Source organism: Coriobacteriaceae bacterium, from assembly GCA_025992705.1.
GTDB lineage: Bacteria > Actinomycetota > Coriobacteriia > Coriobacteriales > QAMH01 > QAMH01.
In genome coordinates, this window is sequence record DAJPGJ010000001.1 from 1,620,546 (window position 1) to 1,643,280 (window position 22,735).

Annotated in this window: 9 protein-coding genes; 6 read left to right on the forward strand and 3 right to left on the reverse strand. The window is 59.9% G+C overall.

The genetic code is table 11. From position 1 onward, the window contains the following. Positions 1 to 59: 59 nt before the first annotated feature. From OIM11_07295 to OIM11_07320, 6 genes are read left to right on the forward strand one after another with little or no spacing between them, the layout of a single operon-like run. On the forward strand, positions 60 to 1,112 hold the full coding sequence (locus tag OIM11_07295; protein ID HJJ00931.1) for a type II secretion system F family protein: 1,053 nt from the start codon (positions 60 to 62) through the stop codon (positions 1,110 to 1,112). Between the two features lie 7 nt (positions 1,113 to 1,119). Next, a complete protein-coding gene (locus OIM11_07300; GenBank protein HJJ00932.1) occupies positions 1,120 to 1,446 on the forward strand; it encodes a hypothetical protein in 327 nt (108 codons plus the stop codon). Next, positions 1,443 to 1,958 carry a DUF4860 domain-containing protein gene (locus OIM11_07305; GenBank protein HJJ00933.1) on the forward strand — a complete coding sequence of 172 codons (516 nt, stop codon included), beginning with the start codon at positions 1,443 to 1,445 and terminating at the stop codon, positions 1,956 to 1,958. Before OIM11_07300 ends, OIM11_07305 begins: the two co-directional genes overlap by 4 nt. Beyond that, entirely contained in the window at positions 1,958 to 2,359 is a 402-nt protein-coding gene (locus tag OIM11_07310) for a hypothetical protein (protein HJJ00934.1), read from the forward strand. Before OIM11_07305 ends, OIM11_07310 begins: the two co-directional genes overlap by 1 nt. Beyond that, entirely contained in the window at positions 2,359 to 3,003 is a 645-nt protein-coding gene (locus OIM11_07315; protein HJJ00935.1) for a hypothetical protein, read from the forward strand. The genes OIM11_07310 and OIM11_07315 overlap by 1 nt, the downstream gene beginning before the upstream one ends. A gap of 15 nt (positions 3,004 to 3,018) precedes the next feature. Then, positions 3,019 to 4,095: a PilT/PilU family type 4a pilus ATPase gene (locus tag OIM11_07320; GenBank protein ID HJJ00936.1), complete on the forward strand. Its 1,077-nt coding sequence runs from the start codon at positions 3,019 to 3,021 to the stop codon at positions 4,093 to 4,095. A 1,693-nt stretch (positions 4,096 to 5,788) separates the two neighbouring features. Here OIM11_07320 and OIM11_07325 read toward each other — a convergent pair. The 3 genes from OIM11_07325 to OIM11_07335 form a co-directional block, all read right to left on the reverse strand. Then, positions 5,789 to 8,344, reverse strand: a complete 2,556-nt coding sequence (locus OIM11_07325; protein ID HJJ00937.1) for an EAL domain-containing protein — start codon at positions 8,342 to 8,344, stop codon at positions 5,789 to 5,791. Between the two features lie 194 nt (positions 8,345 to 8,538). After that, complete coding sequence (locus OIM11_07330; GenBank protein ID HJJ00938.1) at positions 8,539 to 11,181, reverse strand: InlB B-repeat-containing protein; 2,643 nt, start codon at positions 11,179 to 11,181, stop codon at positions 8,539 to 8,541. Further along, entirely contained in the window at positions 11,181 to 22,484 is an 11,304-nt protein-coding gene (locus OIM11_07335) for an InlB B-repeat-containing protein (protein HJJ00939.1), read from the reverse strand. The genes OIM11_07330 and OIM11_07335 overlap by 1 nt, the downstream gene beginning before the upstream one ends. Between the last annotated feature and the right edge of the window lie 251 nt (positions 22,485 to 22,735).

Below are 22,735 nucleotides of genomic sequence, written 5' to 3' on the forward strand. Positions count from 1 at the left end.
ATAATTGCGAGGATGCACTAGAATGAACGTCACGCTAGACGAGGGATGCGAGGAGAACAATGGCAGCTAAACTGCTCGAAAGCGGCGCCCTATCCGCCTTCTGCGGAAGCGTCGCGACCATGCTCTCCGCGGGCATGCAGGTCGATGAGGCCGTGCACCTGCTCGCGGAAAACCGCGAAGGCTCGCGCTTCAGGCAGGTCTGCGACCAGATTTACCGCGGCATCATCGCCGGCGAGTCGCTCTCGGCCTCCATGCGCGCAACCGGCGCCTTTCCGCAGCATACCGTCGACATGGTCGAGACAGGCGAGAAATCGGGCCGTCTCGAGTCGGTGCTGCGCACCCTCGACGTCTACTACAGCGAGGAGGACCGCACCTTCCAGAAGGTCCGCAGCTCAGTGGGCTATCCCGCCGCGCTGCTCTGCATCATGGCCATCATCCTCGCCGTGACCGTCATCGTCATCCTCCCCGTCTTCACGAACGTCTACGAGAACATGGCCGGCTCGCTCACCGCCGGCTTCTCCGGCATGGGCTTTGCCTCCATCGTCATCGGCTGGGTTGCCTTCGGCATCACGGTCGTCTGTGCTCTCTTCGCCATCTACCTCGCGATCTCGAGCCGCACGCAGGCAGGCCGAGAGCGCGTCCTGCGTCTCTTCGAGCATGTCGGCTCCACGAAGCTGGCCATGTACCAACTTGCGCTCTCGCGCTTCACCTCGGCGCTCTCGACGTACCTTGCCGCCGGCATCACGGCCGAGACGGCCATGCGCCAGGCGATGCAAACGGTACGTCACAAGAAGCTCAGGGCACGTCTCGCACGCACGCTTGCGGCCATGGAGAACCTCGAGAACCCGCGTAGCCTCGCACAGGCCATCGCGGAAAACGACGTCCTCGACCCGCTCTACGCGCACATGCTCACCGTGGGCGCCCACGCCGGCAGCCTCGACGAGGTGCTCATGAGCATGTCGACCATGCTCTTCGACGACGCCACGCTTCAACTCGACCGCGCACTCGACCGCATCGAGCCGATGCTCGCCGCGCTGCTCACCATCGCAGTCGGCGCGACGCTCGTTTCGGTCATGCTCCCGCTCATCGGCATCATGACTTCGATCGGCTAGGACGCAGATGTATCACGAGCGCACACAATCGGAGATCAGGGCGCGCCGCGCGCGTGGCGTCATCGTGACGCTCGTGGCGCTCGTCCTCATCGTGGCCCTCGTGATCGGCACGATCGCCTTCCAGAAGATGTCACGCGAGCAAGGCACGGCCTCCATACGCGAGTCAATCCTATCGACGGCCATGCAGTGCTACGCGATCGAGGGCTCCTACCCCTCGTCGCTCTCGCATCTCGAGGATGCCTACGGCCTCACGGTCAACCATGACGATTACGTGATCAACTACGAATGGTTCGCCGATAACATACCCCCGAGCGTGGCGGTGAGCGTGCGATGACACAGCGAAACACCGACATTCTCAACGCTTTGACGACCATACGGGCTGAAAAGCCCGAGAAACGGCGCCGAAATTACTTCCCCGCATTGCTTATGTTGGTCTTCCTGGCCATCTTGCTCGTTGCACTCGTCACGGGCGTCACCATCTACAAGAACGTCGCCAACATCCAGCTGTCGACCGACGAGGGGCGCCTCGGCAAGCAGCTCATCGGCAACACCGTCCGCGCACGCGACGGAGTGAACGCCGTCCGCGTCGGCGTGGGCCCCGAAGGCCCCTCCCTCGTGCTCGTGGAGTACCTCGACACGGGCACCTATGAGACCCGTATCTACCTCATAAACGATGCAATTGTCGAGGAATACGCTATTTCGGGTACCCCCTATGATGCGAGTAGATCCGTCAAATTGGCGGATTCGTCCAAGTTCGACCTCTCGTACGATAGCGGCTTGCTCACCATCAAAACCGATCAGGGCACCACGGAAGTCGCCCTGCGCACGATGCAGGGAGACAACTGATGAGCACACGCGCCGCACATACGAGCGAGCGTCGCTCACCGCGTCGCACGCGCCGGGGCAGCCGCGCTTTCATCGTCGAGGCCCTCGTCCTCTTCGTCTTTCTCGTCATCACGCTCGCCATCGTCTCGCAGCTCTTCTTCGCGTCGGCCAACCAGGCGCAGAAGAGCCTCGAGCTCGAGCGCGCGATTACCGTCGCCGCCAACGCCGCCGAGCGTTTCTCGGCCAACCCCACGAGCGCCGAGATCTCCGAAGCCGGCCAGGATGGCCTGTCGGTGCGTTGCGCGATCACGCCGCAGTTCACGACGAGCGGCACGCTCTACGAGGCGACGATCACCGTCTCCAACGAGTACGAGGACATCTACACGCTGACAACGGCCCGCTACGTAAGCGAGGTGAGATGATGAACGAGTCGCAGAGTTCCGTGCGCATCGGCCCCATCTCGCTGTTCGCCCTCATCGCGGTGATCTGCCTTGCCACGCTCGCCGTTCTCTCGATTGCCACCTCCAACGCGACCTATCGCCTCACCACGCTGCAGGCCGACTCCATGGCCCAGCAGTACCAGGCCGAGACCGCCGCCCAGACCTTCGTAGCCCGCATCGACGCGGGCTACGCCGACGCGACCGTCACCGCCGAGCGCGCGGCCGCCCAGAAGGCCGCGGCCGAGAAAGCCGCCGCCGAGCTCGCGGCACGTACGGGTCAATCGGATGCCAGCCCTTCGGCTCCGGCCGCATCGCCCGCCACGGCAGGCGACCCGGCCACTGCCACGCAAGATGCCGCCACCACGAGCGCCATCACCGCCGCCGGCTCGCTCGCGAGCGCCCTGCCCGCGATCTGCGCCGAGGCAGCCGCCGCGACCGATGACGTCATCGAGGTGAGCGCCGAGCTCGACGGCTCCACCATCACCGCCCAATTCACCTGCCCGAGCGGACGCGTGCTCGATATCGAGCTCGAGCTTGGCTCGGGCGGGACGTACCGCATCACCAAATGGAACATGACAGCCAAGGTCAATAGCGCCGAGACCGATACCCTTTGGTCGGGCATGTAAAGGAGAGGAAGAATCATGTTACTTTCGGAGCTCTTGAAGCAGATGATCGACCTGAAGGCGTCGGACATCTTCGTGGTGGCCGGCCTGCCGCTCACCTACAAGGTCAACGGGCGCCAGGTGCGCATGGACGGCGAGGCACTGACCCCCGAGAGCACGCGTACGGTGGTCGAGGCCATCTACGAGATTGCCGGGCGTGACTTCAGCAACTTCGTCGAAAAGGATAATCTTGACGAGGATTTCTCGTTCGCGCTCCCCGGTATCGGCCGCTTTCGCGCCAACGTGTTCCGCCAGCGCGGCTCGCTTTCGGCTGTCATCCGCGTGATTCCCTTCGGCCTGCCCGACCCCGAAGAGCTGCACATCCCCGACAGCGTCCTCAGGCTCGCCGACCTCACGAAGGGCCTCGTGCTCGTCACCGGCCCTGCCGGCTCGGGCAAGTCCACGACGCTGGCCTGCATCATCGACCGCATCAACCACGAACGCAATCGCCATATCATCACGCTCGAAGATCCCATCGAGTACGTGCATCGTCATGAGAACTGCATCGTGACGCAGCGCGAGGTCCCGACCGATATCGCGACCTACGCCGAGGGCCTGCGCAGCGCGATGCGCGAGTCTCCGGACATCATCTTGCTCGGCGAGATGCGTGACGCCGAGACCATCGGCATCGCGATCACCGCCGCCGAGATGGCGCAGCTCATCTTCTCGACGCTGCACACCAACAGCGCGGCCGGCACCATCGACCGCATCATCGACGCCTTCCCCGCCGAGCAGCGCCACATGATCCGCATGCAGCTCTCGCTCGTGCTCCAGGCCGTCGTGAGCCAGCAGCTCGTCCCGGCCATCGACGGCACGACGCTGCCAGTGTTCGAGATCATGGTCGCCAACGCCGCCATCCGCAACCTTATCCGCGAGGAGAAGACCTACCAGATCGACTCGATCATCGCCGCTGGCGGGCGCGAGGGCATGCGCACGATGGACCAGAGCCTCTTCGAGCTCGTGAAGGAGGGCAAGATCACACCCGAGACGGCGCTGCGTCACAGCATCCATCCGACCGCGCTCGAGCGCCGCATGGAGACCGAGAAGATCGGCTAGGACGGCTGCCTGCGATACCGACGCAATATTTTGCCGTATACGGCGTTTTGCGCGCAGAAACGAAGGGAGACCCATCTTGGGTCTCCCTTTTCCGTTACGCGCCAAAATAACGCCCCGTTGGCAACAGGGGGACAGACCCTCTGCTGTCATTTCGAGCGAAGCGGAGCACAGTCGAGAAATCTGGCCCCCCTGTCATTTCCAGCGGAGCGACCGCAGGTCGCGAAGTCAAGAAATCTCTCTTCATAATTAGTGAAAATGCGTCTAACTCTTATATCTGGGGATAATTCTTGATTTACAAAATATGACTAAGATTCAGTTGTTTCGCTCGATCAAATTCGCTCTAATGCGAATCGTGGATTTTCCTCGAAGCAAAGCAAACGAGTTGTTCTTAAATTTATATGCAGTGCATTGCCTACTTTTTAAAACAACTTCAATACGTGCTTGACCTGCGAAAATGCTAACAGATTAGAAATCTACAGGTAATTCGTCAATTATTAAATTCGACAACTGGAAATGTATTGACTTAATTACTAATTTTGACGAGCTTATTTTTCAAAAAATCATTATCTTTTGTTATACATATTATTATTCCGCAAACATGCACTTCATCTACCTATATGGTCTTTTCAACCGTTGTTTATAAGCAGATTATCGTTGTCAAAGCGCCTATCTTTCCCTAAAAGGAAGATAGAGCCTCAATGAAGACCTGAAGAGCTTCGAAAGATGGGGTTTCTGAGCTTCACAGAGAAGGAGAGAAATAGGCGTCTTTCTACGCCAAAAAATGACATGAAGAGATCTGTGGAATTACGACAAACCACCCAATTATGTGAGACATTAGTCTCAGTCAATCAAATTTGAAATTTGTGGTACATGAAATAGCATCTTTAAACAGGTTACTTCTAGAAAATACCTAATGAGATATGGAGTCTATAAACCAACTCTAGTAGGTACATGTTTAATGTTAAAGAGAATTTCTTCCTAACTTGACTGCACTCGCAGGAATCACTTGATGAAATGAGTTATTATTTGCTGGTTCCAACTGAAAATAGCTTGCAAGAAGACATGCATCTTATTGCCTATAGTGTCTAGTTATGAAATATACCTTTACATTAACTGGCTCCTGCTTATTTTATATAGCCTATGCTCAGAAATCAAACAGGCTCCCACTTCTAGGGTCTTTAGAATTCGCATCATCAGTTCAAGATACATCTTGTACAAGAAGAAATATATGACACTCCTGTAGACTTCTTCTGACAAAATGGTTTCGCAGGTCTCAGTTCCTTTATCTTCTCATGGGTTCCATATGAATGTCTTTATTCAGCAAGATGTTGCATTATTATGATTCAAACTGGTATCTGCAAAACACAGGAACAAGTGGACGGACATCCATCTTGACGTTTCGCAGGCACCAGCTCATGATTTCCTCTACCCTCCACCACATGAAAGGCACCGATGCATGCCAACGCTCGTTTTTGGCAAATGGGCTTGTGAGCGCTTAGAGCGCCCTTTTCAGACGATTTGAAGTCTATGGATACAGTGAGACCAACTATGTGCTTAAAACGCCTTACAGCGGCTCTGAGGCCGTCGTTTAATCGACTCCCCTGGCCTAGCAGCAAGCAATCAATGAGTCATTAAAGAATTAACACCTTTTTGAGAACGAAACGGGCTTCAACGCGCCCAGGTGCCATAGCCTCTATGCGTTGGCACTCGGGCGGTACTGAACAGCGTTCTCGGGCGAGAGCGGCTTCGAGAAGTAGTAACCCTGGACGATGTCGCAGTTGAGATCACGACAGATCTCGATCTGCCATTTCTTCTCGACGCCCACAACGACGACCTTCTTCCCAAGACCGTGTGCCAGACGCACGAGATTCTCGAAGTTGTCGTCGTTACCGTCAACGAGGAAGGTGTCGACAAAGGCCTTGTCGATCTTCACGAGCGCGACCGGCACCGACATCACATCGGAGAAGGAACTATACCCAGCGCCGAACTTGTCGAGCGCAATCGTGACGCCGTTGTCGATGAGACGACGCAGCACCTGTTCGACCTGATCGCTGTTGGCGCTAAAGAAGCCCTCGGTAATCTCGAGCTTGATGTAGTCGGCTGGGATCTCGTTAGCCGCGAGCTCGCTGAGCAGGAAGTCCACGAAATCGTCGTTACGCGTGAGATGAGCAGTCGAAAAGTTGATCGAAATCGGACGCAGGCGCTTGTTGCGCTTCTTCCAGGTGGCGAGCTGCTCGATCGCGCGCTTGGCGACGATGCGGTCGATGTCGACGATCATGCCGTTCATCTCTGCCACGTGGATGAACTGCGCAGGCGGGTATTCGTCGTTCTTGAGGCGCACGAGCGCCTCGTAACCGGCTACGTCATTGAGACGCAGGTCGATCTGGGGTTGGTAGCAGATGACGAAGTCCTCGTTACGAATCGCGATGCGAAGCAGGGCCGTGATCTCACGTGCGTCCTCCATCGCATGCCGCATGTTGTCATCGTAGAAAACGACGCTGTGGCCGCCGCCAAACTCGCGCGCCTGGCGTATCGCATAGTCCGAACCGGCGATCATGTCATCCATCGTCATGCCAGGCTGACGGTTCGTCACAGCCATGCGCGTATCGAACTCGATGGTGTCCTCGTCGATTGTCACGGGTTGGCGCAACAAGTACTCGAGAAAGTCAATCTGATGCGACCCGTGGGGAACTTCGGTCTCGAAGCCAAGGAAGAACTGGGCGCCTGCGGAACGTACAAGGAACGCCTTCTCGAGACCCTCCATGCGCTCGGTGACGCAGCGCAGCAGTCCCTCGCTCACGGTGCGCCCAAAAGCCGCGACGATATCTTCGTAGGCAACGATCTCGACTTCGACGAGCGCGCGAATATCGTTAGCCTGGGAGCCCTGCGCAAATTCCGCAAGCCATTGCATATTATGATGGCCCGTAACCTCGTCGCGATACACACTTTGCGCGATCTGCGGTTTCTCAGGCTCAGATACCACTTCAGGCACGGTAACCGCCCGTGCAGGAACAGGCACGGGGCGCGGCTTACGAGCCGTCGCGAGACGCCCGAGACGCAATGATGCGACGAAGAAGAAAGCTGCGAGCGCTAATAAGGCAACAGGTAGCAGAACCAACATGAGCGTGTCGAAACTGAAGTAGTTGCGGTTGATGACGGAGCTGCCCGCTGGTAAGTTGGATGTCGACAGCCCATAGCCGCTCAAGACATGCTGATCGAAGACGTAACCGAGCGTACCGTCCTTCACGAGCTCGATTTCCGTAGGCCGTGTGCCGTTGAGAACATGAATCGTAAGCTGCGCCGCCCGCTGGCCATCGTTCTCCGGGTCAAGGAAGGCCGACCCCGCAACCCCTCCCCCGACACCACCGATGGTGGCACGGAAGACAGGACATGAGCAGGCACCTGTAATATATGCAACGGTGTTATCTAGTGAGTAGACGTTTCCGTAGCGATCATTGTTCGCATCGAGCAGGAACACGATGGTGTCCTTACTGGTGCCAGCAACACTACTGGCAAGCTCTTCGCGCGTGAGCTGCGATGCATTGATGTACGTCACCGTCATGCCCTCGAAAGACTTAAGAGCCTTGTCGAACTGCGCGCGATTGCCAATGCCGGCAGGTGTCTCGTCGATGATGGCGGTGAAACTCGTCGCCTCAGGCATGAGCTTCTTCGTCGCCTGCATCATCGAACCGACATAGCTTTGCTCCACCATGCCCGTCATGTACCCGCTCGAGGTCGCGTACAGCGCATGGTTGAAGTCATTGATGCCAAAGAACACGACGGGCGTGCTCGGGAACATGCTGTCGTGGTTGTTCTCCATGAAGTAGAGCGCCTCGTCATCGGCGCAGATCACGGCCGCATAGCGCCCGTGTTGCGCAACCTTTTGCCCAAGCTGGCTCACCCAGGCGTTGTAGGCATCACTGCCGAGCGGCGCATTGTACGCGTCCATGTAGACGACATCGACATTGACCGAGCTACGCTCCATCACGTCGAGCACGCCATCACGTGCCCGCGGCGTATTGGCCTCGGACTCGTCATAGCTCATGACGAGCAAAATATCCGCGACGGGTTGCGTGGTGCTCACGTACTGCACGGCTACCTGCTGGGTGCGCGAGGCAAGCCCGAAATTGAAGACAAGTAGCCAGATACCGAGTACGGCACATACGATGGCAACAGCAATGAACCCGATCCGTCTTGCACGGTACCGGTTTGACTGAACCGCTCTATGTTTGGTTTCAGCCTGTGCCATCTCCAAACTTCCTTACAAACGTAGCGTTGCCCTCAAAGCAACCTACCACGTTACCAACAGGCTCCGTTGTAACATGTAACAACTCACCCATGATGTTGTCACACATAACCAACAGGGGCCATAAAATAAAGAGGGGCCCGCAAGGGGTCTCTCTCCTTAGCCGTACCTATGCGCGTAAAGGTTACAGGAACCTTTTATTCTTCCGTGGAATCCTCGTCGTCATCCTCGGAGTCTTCTTTGCCAAAACCAAAGAATCGCGCAATCCTCTTGCGAAGACGGAAGAAGAAACCGCCTGCTCCTGCACCGGCACCTGCAGCACCTGCTCCAGCTGCGCCCGCAGCTCCAGCAGCACTGGCGGCACCTGCAGCGCTTGCTGCCCCAGCGGCACCCGCAGCGGCAGCGCCTGCAGCTCCCGCCGCAGCAGCACCCGCACTGGCACCGGCAATGGACAGGCCAACGCCAACAACGCCGGCGACTGCCGCGACACCTACGCCAACAGCGGCGACGGTGCCCACGACCCTACCGGTATCGGTGGACAGGAAGTCCGCAATGCCACCGAAAACGCCCTTGTCCTCGGCGCCAATGGTCTGGATTTCCTCGACCTCGGGCACTTCGAACATGCCCTCAGCCGCCTCGGCAATCTCGGCTGCCTCGGCAGTCGGAATGCCACCGTTACCGCTGTAGCCGCTATTGCCACCACGGCCGCCGTAGGGCGTGTATCCATTGGCGCTGCCGTTAAGGCTCGGATCAGCCGGCGGCGTGGGCCTAAGCGGATCCGTGACAGGCACGTTCGGCGTGCTCGGATCATTTGGATGCTCATTGGGGTCAGCAGCAGTGTCAAGAGTCCACATGGCATAGAGCGTGGAGGAGGCACCGTTCTTGTCAGCCAGGATACCGGCCTTGATAAGAGCGGCAAGCGTCTCGTCAGTGCCCAGCGCGATACCCGTGCCATCGGCTCTGGTGTTCCAGCCCGCAAAGAGGTAATGATCGCGCTTGAGGGCGGCTGCCTTGGTCAGGATGTCCTTGCAACCGTAGGAAACGGTCATCGGAGCAGCCTCGCCCCAGCCGCCGTTTGCGTCGTAATTGATCGTATAAGTATTAGTGGCGAAAATCGCTGTCAGAGTGATGTTGTGGAAGAGCGAGTAACCGGTCTTCTCGTCCGTGTACTTCGAGAGGCCCATAACGACCTCAGACGTCAGCTTGTCACGGTCGCGAATGGCGTCGGGCATGTCACCCAAGGTGCCGCTCGCCTTCCAGGTCACGAAGTGGTAGCCCTCGTTGGGATAGGCGGTGACGCCGGCAAGGGTCTTGTCGGAGCTGCCCTTGATGAGGCCATCGCCCGCGCTTACGGTCTGCGTCACCGTGGAGGTCTTATCACTGCTTCCGGACTGCACCTTGCCACCGTTCTCGACGGTGTAGATGATGTCCACGAAGATCTGCTTCCACTGCGCGTAAAGCTTCATGACATAGTTACTAGCGAGGACGCCAAGACCGGAGATATGCTCGCCAGCCCTATAAGCCGTGCCGCTACCATCGGGCTTGGTGTTCCAGCCATCGAAGCTATAGCCAAAACGCGTGAAGCCCGAATCGGCTATCGTGGCGCCGTGCGCAATCGTGACTTGGGTAGCGTCGGTGCTTCCATCTTCGGTGCCATTACCAAAGTAATTGATAGTCCAGTCGCGCTCGACCGCCGCATCGATGATCCAGCGCCACTCGATTCCGGGATACTCGCCATCTCCATACGGCATGCCGTGAGACGAGTTGCACACGACCGAAGTCGGCATGCCCTTGTCGTCCACGAGAATCGAGAGAGCGTCAATCTTGTAGAGATCGAAGACATAGTAATAAGTGTGATCCACGCCATCAATCGTTTCCACGTACGGGACGATGTTCCAATAGGCATCATCTACCGGGGAAAGGACAAGGCGCAGCTCGGAAGTGTTGGTACGCGCGAGATAATATTGACCAATCTGCAAAAGATAAAATCCCGCATACGAACCATCGGAAATGGACGTGAGTTGCCAAAGGATGGCCTCTTCCATTTCCGGATTGTAAAAACTGGTTATTTGATTTTCATTTTCGCCCAACCAGAAGTTGTCGTTTTTGTCCCACCGGATGAAGTACTGTCCGCTCTCCAGTGGGCGCGACACATCGTATAGCGTGCCGGGGGGTGCATTGCTATCTTGAGACGAAAGGGTGATAGCAGTGTTTGCAAAGTCGCTGCTAGATTCGTATATTTCACCCTCCTCGCCATTGTTGTCGGGAGTCACCGGAGTGGTAGCATCGCTCTCGTTTTGGACGGGAGCGGGCACCTCGTTCTTGTTCGAATCCTCGTTTTTGGAGTCGCCATTTTGCTCGCGACCGTCCTCGTCGAGGCTCGTGTTCTCATCATTTTCTACAGGGTTCTCGTCAGTCGTGTCGGTCGCGTCCGCCTCGGCGGAATCGCCCTTCTCGGCATCCTCGGAAACCTCGTCCGTGTCGAGGGCTTCGTCGCCATTCTCGGCGGCTTCAGCGTCCTCGTTCGTTTTCACGTCCGTTGAAACGTTCTCTTCGTCCTGCTCAAGGCCCTCGGAATCGTCTCCTACGGCACTCTCGAGAGCCTTTTCGTCTGTGAGCGCCGTATCCGCCTTCTCAGGGCTTGCGGCATTCAGACCCTCATCCGAACCCATCTGGGTGTCGTTCAGGGCCTCAGACGCCAAAATATCGCCTTGCTTCTGCGCATCCAGATCGGATGCGGACGCGAGCGCCGGAGCGCCCAGGGCGAGCACGCCCAGACACAGCACCAGGGCCGCAGCGAGCAGCCCCAGTTTGCGCTGTATGTTCTGAGCACGCGTCATTACTTCTCATCCTCTTCCTCGCGGCGCCTGCGCGCGATCACGAGCAGGAGCATCATGAGGGCCGCGATGCCGCAGACTGCCTCGAGCGTCAGCATCGTGAGCTCGTCACCGGTGCGCGGCGGACCATCGACCACGTAGCTGCCCTCGAAGACCGGCCTGATCTCGAGCTGGCCAAGTACCGTGAGCTCGCTCAGGTCATTGACGAAGCCCGTGGTGACCTCACCCGTGTCGGCGTTGGTCATCGTGTACTCCCAGCCGGAGAAGCTGTGGCCCCAGTCAGCCCAGGGGTTCAGGCCATCGATGAAGGACTGCGGGATCTTCTCGCCCCAGACCACATCGGTGCCGCTGACGTTGACCGAGCCGCCATCCTTGGGAGGCAGGACGTTGACGCCGTAGGAGTTGATGCCCCACTCGGCGTAGAGCTTCATGCCCTCCTCGGGCATTACCAGACCGCTCTGGCCGAGCTCGTAGTGCGTGCCCGTACCATCGGCCTTGGTGTTCCAGCCCTTGAGCGTGTGGTGGTTCATGCCGAAGTTGCTGCCACCGTCCAGGGCGAAGCTCAGGCCGTGGGCAGTCGAGAACGGATCGATGGAACCGTAGCCACCGTTGGCGTCGTAGATGACACTCGCGTCAGCGTTTCGCTCGAAGCGGGCCATGTAGGTCGCGGCGTAGAGGCGGCCGTCGTTGGCGTGCTTGTCGATGGACAGCTCGCTCTTGTCATCGCGCAGCATCTTGAGGACGTTGGCGTAGGTGTTGTTGGCCATCGCCATCATCTGCGCCTGCATCTCGGGCGTCACGAGGACCCACTCGACGAAGTGGTAGCCAGGCTTGGCGGTAGCCACGGAGTGCAGCTGCGTGCCAGCCGAGGAACCCTCGCCCACGGGCTGCAGCGTGACGGCGCTCACCTTGTCGACGAAGCGGTCGATGCTGCCATGCTCCTCGTTGGAGACGGTGTAGGTGATCTCGATCTCGAGTTCCTTCCACTGAGCATAGAGCGTGATGGTCTTCTGCTCGTGCTTCGGGTCGAGGTAGTCGGAGATCTGCTTGTAGGTCATGGTGTTGTCAATCTGCAGGCCCGTGCCGTCGGCCTTGGTGTTCCAGCCGGCAAACTCGTAGCCATTGGGAGCAGCGTCGAGCTCGTCGTCGTTGCTCTTGTCGAAGCCGCCCTCGGTCCAGCCGACGCCGTGCATGTTGAGGTTCTCGACGTCGATCGGAGTGCGGTTGTCGGGCACCACGGTCAGAACGTTGCCGTTCTTCTCGGGGTCGTTGTTCAGGTCGTAGATGACCTCGAAGTCGTTGGCGAGCACCCACTGGGCGTAGAGCGTGAGGCCCTGCTCCAGCACGGTCATGTCGTCGATGCCCTCGCCAAAGATCCACGCGGCGATCTGAGCGTAGGTGGCGTCAGCGTCGAAGCTGTGGCCGGAGCCGTCAGCCTTGGTGTTCCAGCGGGCCGGCTTGTCCAGCAGCCTGTAGCCAACGCGGGTCGGCTCGGCCGTGGCCTTGGCATCCGGCTGCTCGTTCCAGGTCAGGCCCGTGATGATCTGGGCCAGCGTGCCCTCCTCACCATAATTGGTGGCGAGGTTGAGCTTGAAGTCGCTGATGGCCTGGTACACGACCTTGAGGATGTTGCCCTCGGCCTTGGCGATGAGGCTCGGCATGGTGCCCGGGATGGTGTAGCCCATCGGGCGGTGCGCCTTGACGATGGCCTCGCTCACGGTGTAGCGGGCACCCTCGTAGACGACCTGGTCGGCCTCGGAGAAGTGAACGGTGTCGGGCAGCTTGTTCTCGACGCCGCCGTCGTTGGTGTAGAACTCGATGGTGACGGGAGCCCACTTGACCCACACGGCGTAGAGCACGATGGCGTTGGCCGAGGAGGCATCGTCACGGTCGCTGATGCCCAGGAGGGCGGCCAGCGTCTTGAGGTCGACGGTCGCGCCCGGAGCGTACTTGGTGGGCGTGGCGCCGCCGGCGGGACGGACCTCCCAGCCCATCCACTTGTAACCCGGCTTGTTGTACTTGGCGAGCGTCGCGGGATCGTCCAGCGGCACGTTGCTCGTCCAGCCGAAGTTGTTCTTCTTCGTGATCTCGACGTAGCTAGCGTCGGCGCCATTGGTGTCGTCGCCCCAGATCACGGTGTAGTTGCGGGCCTTGAGCTTGGCGTACAGCGTGATGCTCATGATGGAGTCGCGCTCGACGCCATGGATGCCCTTGACGATGTTGCCATAGGTCATGGCAGCGGTGATGTCATGGAGGTTGCCGGCCGCGTCCTTGTACTGCCAGCCGTAGCCCTCGAGCTCGTAACCGGTGATGCCGGCAGGCGAGCCTTCCATGGCCAGGTCGTTGGTGTACCAGTACACGCCGTCGCGCTTGCCGACGCCGGTCTGCTTGCCGTCAACCTCGACGACGTAGTTGACCACGTAGCCGGTCTTGGGCGCGTAGTAGATCTTGAGGACAACGGGCTCGCCGTCAGCGCCAAGACCAGCGGTGCTGTACACGCCAAACGGATCGCACAGGCCGGCAACGTAGGCCCAGCCCGGGCAGCTCGGCATCGGCAGCGTGCCAGGCAGGCTGCTGGTCTGGGTGCCGGCACCCGTGATGGTGAGGGTCGAGGCACCCGGCTTGATGGTGACGGTGCTGCCCTCGATGGTCGTGTACTTGTTGTTCCAACCCGTGGGGATGGTCTCGGTGGTCACGACAAGCTTGCCGTTCTCGTCGTAGATGAGCTTGTAGACGAGGATGGAGAATTCCATGTTCTTGGCCCAGTTCGCGGTGACCTTGACGGGCGCGAAGGGCATGGTGAAGTGTGCACCGTCGGCACCCAGGGTGGCGGTCTTCTCGCTGCCGTCGGTCGGGTCGTTCCAGGTGACGGTCCAGCCAGACAGGCTCATGCCCGCGAGCGTGGCGCCCGGAACGTTGACGGTGACGGTGCCGAAGGCCTGCGAGGGGCCGGCGTTGCCAGTCCAGGTACCGGTGGCGGAGCCGTTGGTGCCCAGATCGTAGGTGATGTCGTACGGGATGCGGTCGTAGTAGACGATCAGCTCGGTGGTGCCGTTGGCCTTGACGAAGGCGCGCAGCAACTCACCGGTGATGCCGGTGACGAACTTGTAGCCAAAGTAACGGCCGCTCGTGGTGTCGAGCAGGTGCGAGGCAGCCGGGTTGCTCGAATCCATGACGTCAGCCGTACCCTCGGACTCGATATCCGAGAACTTGATGGAGTCGAGTTTGCTGTAACCCTTGCCGTCGATGTTCTGGCCCATGTAAGTAATGGTGTACTCGGTGGCGGCGGGAGCGAACTTCGCATAGAAGGTCACGGGCGCCCAGCCGGCATCGGGACGATGCGGCTTGAGGGTGGAGGAGATGACGCTGGTGCCCTGCGTGATGTTGCTGACCCAGTCGCGGACCTCGTCGACGCCCAGCGGGATGGTGCAGTCGGCGTCGAGGTACCAACCCACGAACTTGTAACCCGGCTTGGCCGTGGCAACGGTGCCCGGGGCAACGGTCATGGACGCGTTGTTGATGGGATCGACGAAGTTGGAGAGCGTGCCACGCACGTAGGTGGAGCCATCCGGATTGGCGATGGCGTAGTTGATCTTGAGGCCATCGAAGCTCCAGACGGGCACGAAGATGACGCCATGGGCCGGCATCTTGAAGGTACCGGTGTAGGCGGTCGCGGAAAGCTCACCGGCGCTGATGACGCCGTCGTTGTTGGTGTCGGTCCAGATCTTCCAACCCTCGAGCGAGTAGTTGGGAAGCGTGATGTCGGCGCTCGTGAGCAGCGTCACGGTCTGGTCGGTGCGCGGCTTGGGCATCACGATGTAGTTACCGGTGGTGCCGGCAGCGGTGCCCGTGGGCGTCCAGGTGCCGGTGCCCTCGAGGCTGTCGATGGAGAAGATCAGGTCCTGCTCCATGGCCTCCCAGATGGCGATGAACTCGACGTTGCTGCGAACCTCGAAGTCCATGGTGCCGGCGGTGCCGAGACCAGTGGTGTCGTAACCGGCGCCACTCGGGGCAATCCAGTAGTACTTAGTGCCGTTGATGTTCCAGGTCCAGCCCACGAAACGGTAGCCGGCAGCCGCGGGAGCGTCCTGCGTGCGGTCGTTGCCGCCGATCATGAGCGGGAAGGTGTTGACGTTGGGGTTACCGGACACCTCGTCATCGACCACGATGGTGCTCGTGAAGCCGGCGCCACCATGGTTGTTGGGGCCGCTGCCGGGACCATAGCTCACGAAGAAGGTCTGGGCCCAGATCGCGGTGAAGGTGGTGTCGCAGTTGATGATGACGCTGTCGGGGTTCTGCGTCGTGTAGGTCACGCCGTCAGCGCCCACGTAGCTCCAACCCGCGAAGACGAAGTCGTAGTCGGGGGTGACGGTGATGTTGCTGGAGTTGCCAGTCGAGCTCGCGTCGGTAAGCGTCTTGCCATGGGCGACGGTGAAGGGCATCGTGGCCGGAGCCTTGACGGTGACGGTACCGCCCATGCCCGGCGTGGAGTCGGAGCGGAAGGCGACGTTGTGGCCGTTGCGCGACCAGACACCCACGATGGTGACGGGACCATCGGGCATCGTGAAGTTGGCGGCGTTGGCCAGCGTCATGGTGACCGGCGTGGTGGCGCCCGTCTCGGTGTAGCTCACGGACCAGCTGAAGGTCCAGCCGTCGGTCGCGGGCATGGTGGGCATGACGAGCGGCGCGCCGTACTTCTGCTCGGTCGTCGCGGCGGTGATGCCCGTGGTGGGATAGTTCGGGACCGGCAGGGTCTCGGGAGCGTCAGCACCCGGAGCTGCCGAGGAAACGTTCACGTTGTAGGCGTTGCGCACGTAGTAGAGCTTGAGCTTCTGGCCACCGGTCAGCGGATCGATTGTCTCGATGGAGCCGGTGACACCAGGAGTATAGGTGAAGCCCTTGATGCTCTTCTTCATGGCGTTGGTGACGACGACGGTCGAACCCTCCTCGCCGGAGCCGTTGCCGCGCGGAGCGAGGGCAAGGTCCTCGGCGTAGGTGCCGTCGAGCTGCTCGAGCCAGTACTCGATGGTGTAGTCGATCTGACCCAGCGGGGTGAAGCGAGCCTCGTAGGTGCCGGTGGTGAAGATGTCACTGCCGGCAGGCTTGGTGACGGTCAGCGTCGCACCGGAGGTGACGAGCACGCCGTCCTTGTACCAGCCGATGAACTTGTAGCCGGCGTTGGCGGTAGCCGTCACGGCATGGGGCGTACCGGACACGGCGTTGACCTTCTCGGAAGCCGAGCCGTGATTGGGCACGTTGATGACGTTGTCGGAGCTCTTGGCCGTACCACCGGTCTGCGTGGTGTAGGTGATGGTGACCTCGTTGGCCTCCCACTTGGCACGCAGCGTGATGCTGGTGACGGTGTCGTTGTTGAGCGCGATGGCGGAGAACTTGGCGCCGCTGGGCACGTCAATCCAGTTGCCCGAGGCGTTCTTGTACTGCCACACGGGCGGATAGTGGCCATCCCACACGGGGACGTCGGCACCCGTCGGCGTCAGGTTGGTGGAGTTCCAGCCAACGTTCTTGTCGGCGGGCTTGACGACGCTGGACGGAGCGGGCGCACCCGTGGAGTCCGTGCCCAGGTCGTACTTGACGGTGAACTGCTTCTCGACCCAGTAGACCACGAAGGTGACCTTGGCGCCGGAGACGACGTCAGCGGCAATCGAGGTGGTCTTGGTGTCGGAGCGGCCGGAGCCCGCGGGCCAGTTGACGATCTGGTACACGTAACCCTTGAGCAGATCGTTACGGTTGGTACCGTCAGGACGCTCGAACTCGGCGATGTAGTCATGCGTGTTGAGGTTGGTGATGTCGGCCATGGTGCCCGGCGTCATGTAACCCGTGACGGAGCCAACCTTGTGGATGCCATTGGGATCAAGGGTACCAGGCGTGTTGGCCACGAAGTCGACGGTGTTGAACTCGATCTCGAACAGGGCGTTCTTGATGAGGTCGGCCGTCAGGATGAAGGTCGCACCGTCGGCAGGCGTCGGCGTGCCGTCAAAGGCGGAGACGTTGAGCTTGCCGCTCGTCTTGAGCCAGGTCTGCTCGGTGCCACCGGCCGGCGTGTACTTCCAGCCATTGAGGAAGGCGGAGCCGTCGGTGATGATGTAGTCGAAGTAATCGATCTGGTCATTCCAGGTCAGGCCGCTCATCGGCGCGCGCAGGTCAGCGCCCTTGTCGTCGACGAAGCGGACGGTGAAGCTCTTCTGATCCCAGATGCCGTAGAGGGTGATCTCGGTCTTGGTGTTGTCGGTCGTGCCGAAGAGGCTCTGGTAGAGGGCCGAGAACACGGTGGAGTTGTTGACGGTCATGCCGGAGGCAGCCGTCGTGGAGCTCCACTTGATGAAGTCGTAACCGGGGACGGTCAGGGTCTCGAAGCCAGAGGCGAGGAGGTTGGCCTGGGTCCAGGTCACGGTCTTGTCTGCGATGGCGGGGCTGGTGCCCTCGGGGTAACGCGCGTTGTAGTGGATGGTGTAGGACTTCTCATCCCACTTGGCGTACAGCGTGAGCTCGAAGGTACCATCGTCCTTGGCGGTGATACCCGCGGCGGCCACGGCTTCGGCGTAGCTCATAGTATTAGTGAGGGCCTTGGTGAGGCCGGCATCCATGTACCAGCCGGCAAAGTTGTAGCCCTGCTTGGCAACGTTCTTGGCGTCGTTGCTCATGACGTTGTTGATGACGGCGGTGTAGGACACCTGCTGGCTCGCGGGCTGCGGCGTACCGCCGTTGACCACGTAGTTGATGGTGTTGCCCGTGCGCTCTTCCCACTTGGCCGTGAAGGTCATCGGCTTGGTGATGAGCAGGCTGGCAAGAGCGGCGTTGGAGTAGGTCTTGCCGTCGGCGTCGACCCACTGCACGAAGCCGTAGCCGGTGTTTGCCTTGGTTCCGGGCACGTTGGCAGAGCCGACGGCGGTGTTGTAGGTGACCTTGAGACCGGTCTTGTCGGCAGTGCTGCCATCGGTCCAGGTGCCATGGTCACCGATCTTGAAGGTGACGTCGTATTTCTCGGCCTCGAACTTGGCATAGTAGGTGGCATTGGCAAACACGCCACCAGTGGCCTGCGGGGTGAGCTTGTTGCTGGCATCGACCCAACCGGCAGGCACGGGAGTAGTACCGGCAGCATCGGTGAACCAGCCGATGAACTTATGACCGGTACCAGCCGTAGGAGTGGAGCCCGCGGGCGTGCCGGAGGCCATGCCAAAGTTGGAGCCCTCGTTGTTCTTGGAGAGCGTGCCCATGGAGGCAGAACCCGTGGTCGTGGTGTAGGTAATGGTGACGAGCTTCTCGCGGAAGACCGGATACAGCGTCACGCCATAGCCGTAATCAACGCCAGCCATGTTGTAGATGCTGCTCTTGGTACCCGCCGTCATGGTGAAGGTCGAGGTGTAGAGCGTGCTCGTACCACTTACGTAGGTTGCATCGGTGGTCCAGCCGAGCAGCTCGTAGGCGCTCGGATTGGTGGTCATCTTGTAAGTGGCATCCTGCGGCAGCGGCACAACCTCGCCCGTCTTGGCAGTCACGTCCGTGGCACCGGTGCCCGTGAGGCCGGAGATATTAGCCACATGGTTATCGAAGTGCAGCTGCTGGGTGGTCTCGGTGTAGACGGCCTCGAACTCGTAGGTCATGGTCACGGTGGCGGGCATGTTGTCGCCGCCCGTGCGCACGAAGACACCGGAGTTGTAGTAGCCCTCGACGTAGCCCGTCGTGCCATCGTCGCCCGTAAACTTCCAACCCGTGAACTTATAACCGGGCTTTGCCTTCGGGTTGCCGGCATTGCGGTCGCCAGCCGGGTCAAGGGCACCGCCATATTCCGGCAGATCCCAGCCACTTTGCAGGCCAACGTAACGCGTGCCAGGCGTGGTCACGACACCGCTCGACATGGCGCCATTGACTTCGGTAAAGCCACCAGTGCTCGGTGCCTGGTAGATGATGGTGAGCGTGCGGCCCCAGCGGGCAATCATGACGGCATTGCCGTTGCAGGTCCATGGCGTCGAAGACGCACCTTCGGTGCCCAGAAGGCCGGCGGTGGAGACGATGCCCATGTTGGTGCCAGTAGACTCGTTGCCAGCTGTCGTGCAGTTCTCGTAGACCTCCCAGCCAATGAAGTAGTAGCCCGTCTTGGCGGTGGTCGTCGGGACGCCCGACAGACTGTCACCGAAGTCGATGCTCTGGGTCGTCGGGGTGCCCAGGGTACCGTAGCTGGCGTTGGAGTTCTTGAAGGTGACGTTGAACTTGTTCTTGGACCAGACGCCTTGGATGACGACGGCGTTATTGGGCATGGTGAAGGAGTTGCCGGAGATGGTGACACCACCGGAGACAACCGTCCAGCCGGTAAAGGTGTAACCGGTCACGGCAGAGGGTGCCGTCAGGTTGACGGTGGCACCGTACTTGACGCTCTGGGTGGCGGGCGTGTAGACGGCGCCAGCCGGAACGTCACCGGAATAGCTCACCTGCACGTTGTTGACGTTGCGCTTGAAGTACAGCTTGATCACGTTGTCACCGGGCGTGCCGCTGATGGTGATCTTCTTGGCGGTGCCGGTCTTGGCATCGTCATAGGTGAAGCCCGTGAAGGACTTGCGCACGATGGTGATGGCATTGCCCGCGGTGCCGGCGGTGGTGCCTGCCTCGACGGTCCAGCCAAAGGGTGCAGTGTCATTCGTGGTGGCACGTGCGTCAATGGTATAGGTGGTGTCGTTCGTCGTGCTCTGGAAGTAGTACTCGACGGTGAAGGCGATGCCCTTGGGTGACACGGTCAGATAGTAGCTGTTATTAGTGTAGAGACCGCTCGTCTTGGGAACGGTCAGCACGCCGCCAGCACCCACGTTGGCAGCCGCGACGGCCGTGCCGCTGTAGCTGCCCAGGGTCCACTTGGAGCCGCTGGCAACGGAATACTCATGATTGCTGTCGATGACGGGACGGATGCCAGCCGAGATGTTCTGGCCGGTCGGCGTCGTTGCACTGGCGCTGGCATAGATGTCGCCCGTGGCGGCACCCACGTACAGGACGCTGCCATCGGCCAGGGCGTTGCCGCCAAACTGCAGGGTGGAGCTGGCATCGCTGTAGAAGCTCAGCTGTACCTTGTTCTCCTCCCACTGTGCGTAGATGGTGAGCGTGGCACCGCTGTTAACGCCGGAAAGGTTGAAGACGTCCTTGACCTTGGCGCCGCCGGCAACGTCAGTGCCACTACCGTTGGCGGCCGTGTTCCACTTCTTGAAGGTGTAACCGGCACGCGTCGGATTGCTCGGAAGCGTCAGCGCCGTCTCGGGCTGGGCGTTGGGCGTGCTCGTGTTGGGCGAGCCACCGTTGGCGTTCCAGCTGATGGTGTAGGTGAAGGCAGCCCAGGTGCCGGTCAGCGTGGCGGTACCCTTGAGGGTGCCGTCGGCAGAGCTACCGGACCAGGAGATCTTGAAGTTTGCCACGGGCGTATTGCCACTCGCGACGGTGGCCGCCGCGTTGCTCGCGTTGGTGTAGGACCACTTGTCAAAGTTGAAGCCCGTGCGCTGGTAGATGGTGCTGCCAGCTGGCACGTTGAGGTTGCTGCCGTAGTTGGCGGTCATCGTGTAGGGGTTGGGCGACACGCCAGACTTGATGGTGGCATCCGCCGCGCCCGGCTGGAAGGTGAAGGTCACCTGGGCAGCCTGCCACAGGGCGTAGAGCGTCTTGGATGCGGTCAGGTTGTTGAAGGTGGCACCAGCCTGATACCTGGTTGCCGTGGTGGAGTCCTTCGTCTCGGTCCAGCCGAGGAAGTTGTAACCCACGCGCGTGGGGTTGGTCACGGACGGGATGGTGTAGGAGCCACCATTGAGAATGTTGGCCGTGGTGGTCACACCAGTGCCGGCGCTGCCATAGGAGCCGCCGTTGGGGTTCAGGGTAAAGGTGACGCGGTCCTTCTCGGTCCACTTGGCGTAGAGCTTGATGGTGGTGGTGGACTCGTTTGCCTGGCCCGCGCCCTTGGCGGCGTTCCACAAATTGTTAAAGGTCATGGCATTGGACATCTGCGTACCGGTGCCGCTGCCGTTGGAGTCTTTCTGGAAGAACCAGCCGCCAAAGGTGTAGCCGGTCTTGGTGGGGGCAGTCGGGAGCGTCACGTTGGCGGTCCACTTGAGGCTGCCCTGCGTGTTGTAGGCCGTGCCGTCGCTGGCACCGGAAGCCTGGTCGTAGAACACGGCGCTGAAGCCCGTACGCTCGGTCCACTGCGCGTAGAAGGTGGTGGCGGTGGTGATGTTGCTCGTCGTGGCGCCGGCAGCATAGGCGGTACCAGAGCCATTGGCGGCCGTATTCCAGCCCGCAAAGGTGTAGCCCATGACGCTCGGAGTGGTGCTGGGCAGCGTATAGGGCGTGTTATAGGTAACGGTAGTATTAGAGGGCGTGCCAGTGACGTTAGTTACAGCGCCCGTGGGTTTATTCGCGTTAAAGCTGATGGCGGGGTTTGCGGCCCACTGCGCATACAGCGTGATGTTCGAGGTGATGTTGCTGATGGTGGCGCCGGCGGCATAAGCGGTACCGGAGCCATTGGCAGCCGTGTTCCAGCCCGTGAAGACGGAGCCGGTCTTGCTAAACGGATTGGCCGCGACGGTATGGCTGCCGCCCGAGGCGACGGTTGCGGAGGCCGGAGCCGAGCCGCTGGTCGAGCCATTGCCGTTGTACGAGACGGTGAACAGCTGCGTCCACTTGGCGTAGAGGGTCTTGGTCACATTGGCCGTCACGTTCGGAATGCTGATGGAGCCGCCGGCAGCGTAGACGACGGGGCCACTTGCGCTTTCGGCCCAGCCATCGAAGCGATAGCCGGCGAGCGACGGCGCAGCACCGGCAGTGCCGCTGAAGGTGGCGTTATAGTTGACTTTCTTGGTGGAGGAAGACGGCATGCCCGTAGGATTGCCAGTCGTATTCTTATTGTAGTTTATGGTGACATCGTACTGGTTGATTTCCCACACGGCATAGAGCTGCAGTGTGTCACCATTGTTTATCGTGGGATACGCCGTAGCGATCGCGCCGGCGGAATCGATAACCTTACTGCCACCTGCAGACGTAGCCCAACCCTTAAAGGTGTAGCCAGTCTTTGAAAAACCAGCTTCAGGTTTCGTTCCCGTCGCAGTACCGTTCATGGTTGCGAAAACGCCACGATCGGAGTAGGTGGCAGTCTGAGCAGAACCAGAAGTAGCACCATTGGGGTTATAGGTCACCGTAAAGGAAAGAGTTTCCTTGACCTCTTGCGGCTGGAAGATGATTGGCTTGAAAATATTTGCGTTAAACGCGCTCGTAGAATCACCATAGAACCCAAAGAGCATATTCAAGAAATCAGCAAACACGATACCCTCTTTGGGTAGAGGATGAGCTTTTGCTGTATCAACCGTTGCGTAGAAATCATAGTTTGCAGGAACAGGATTGGGTGTAGCAGGGCAGGCCTGCCATTCAATCCTTTCTGTATACTCAAGAGACTCATTCCAATACGTCAATTGACCATTAGATTGGAAGTTGTCGAATCTAACACCAACAGCACCACCCGTAGTCCAAACAGGATAGGCATGCCAATCAGAGAACTGAGTCTTCCTCATGTTAG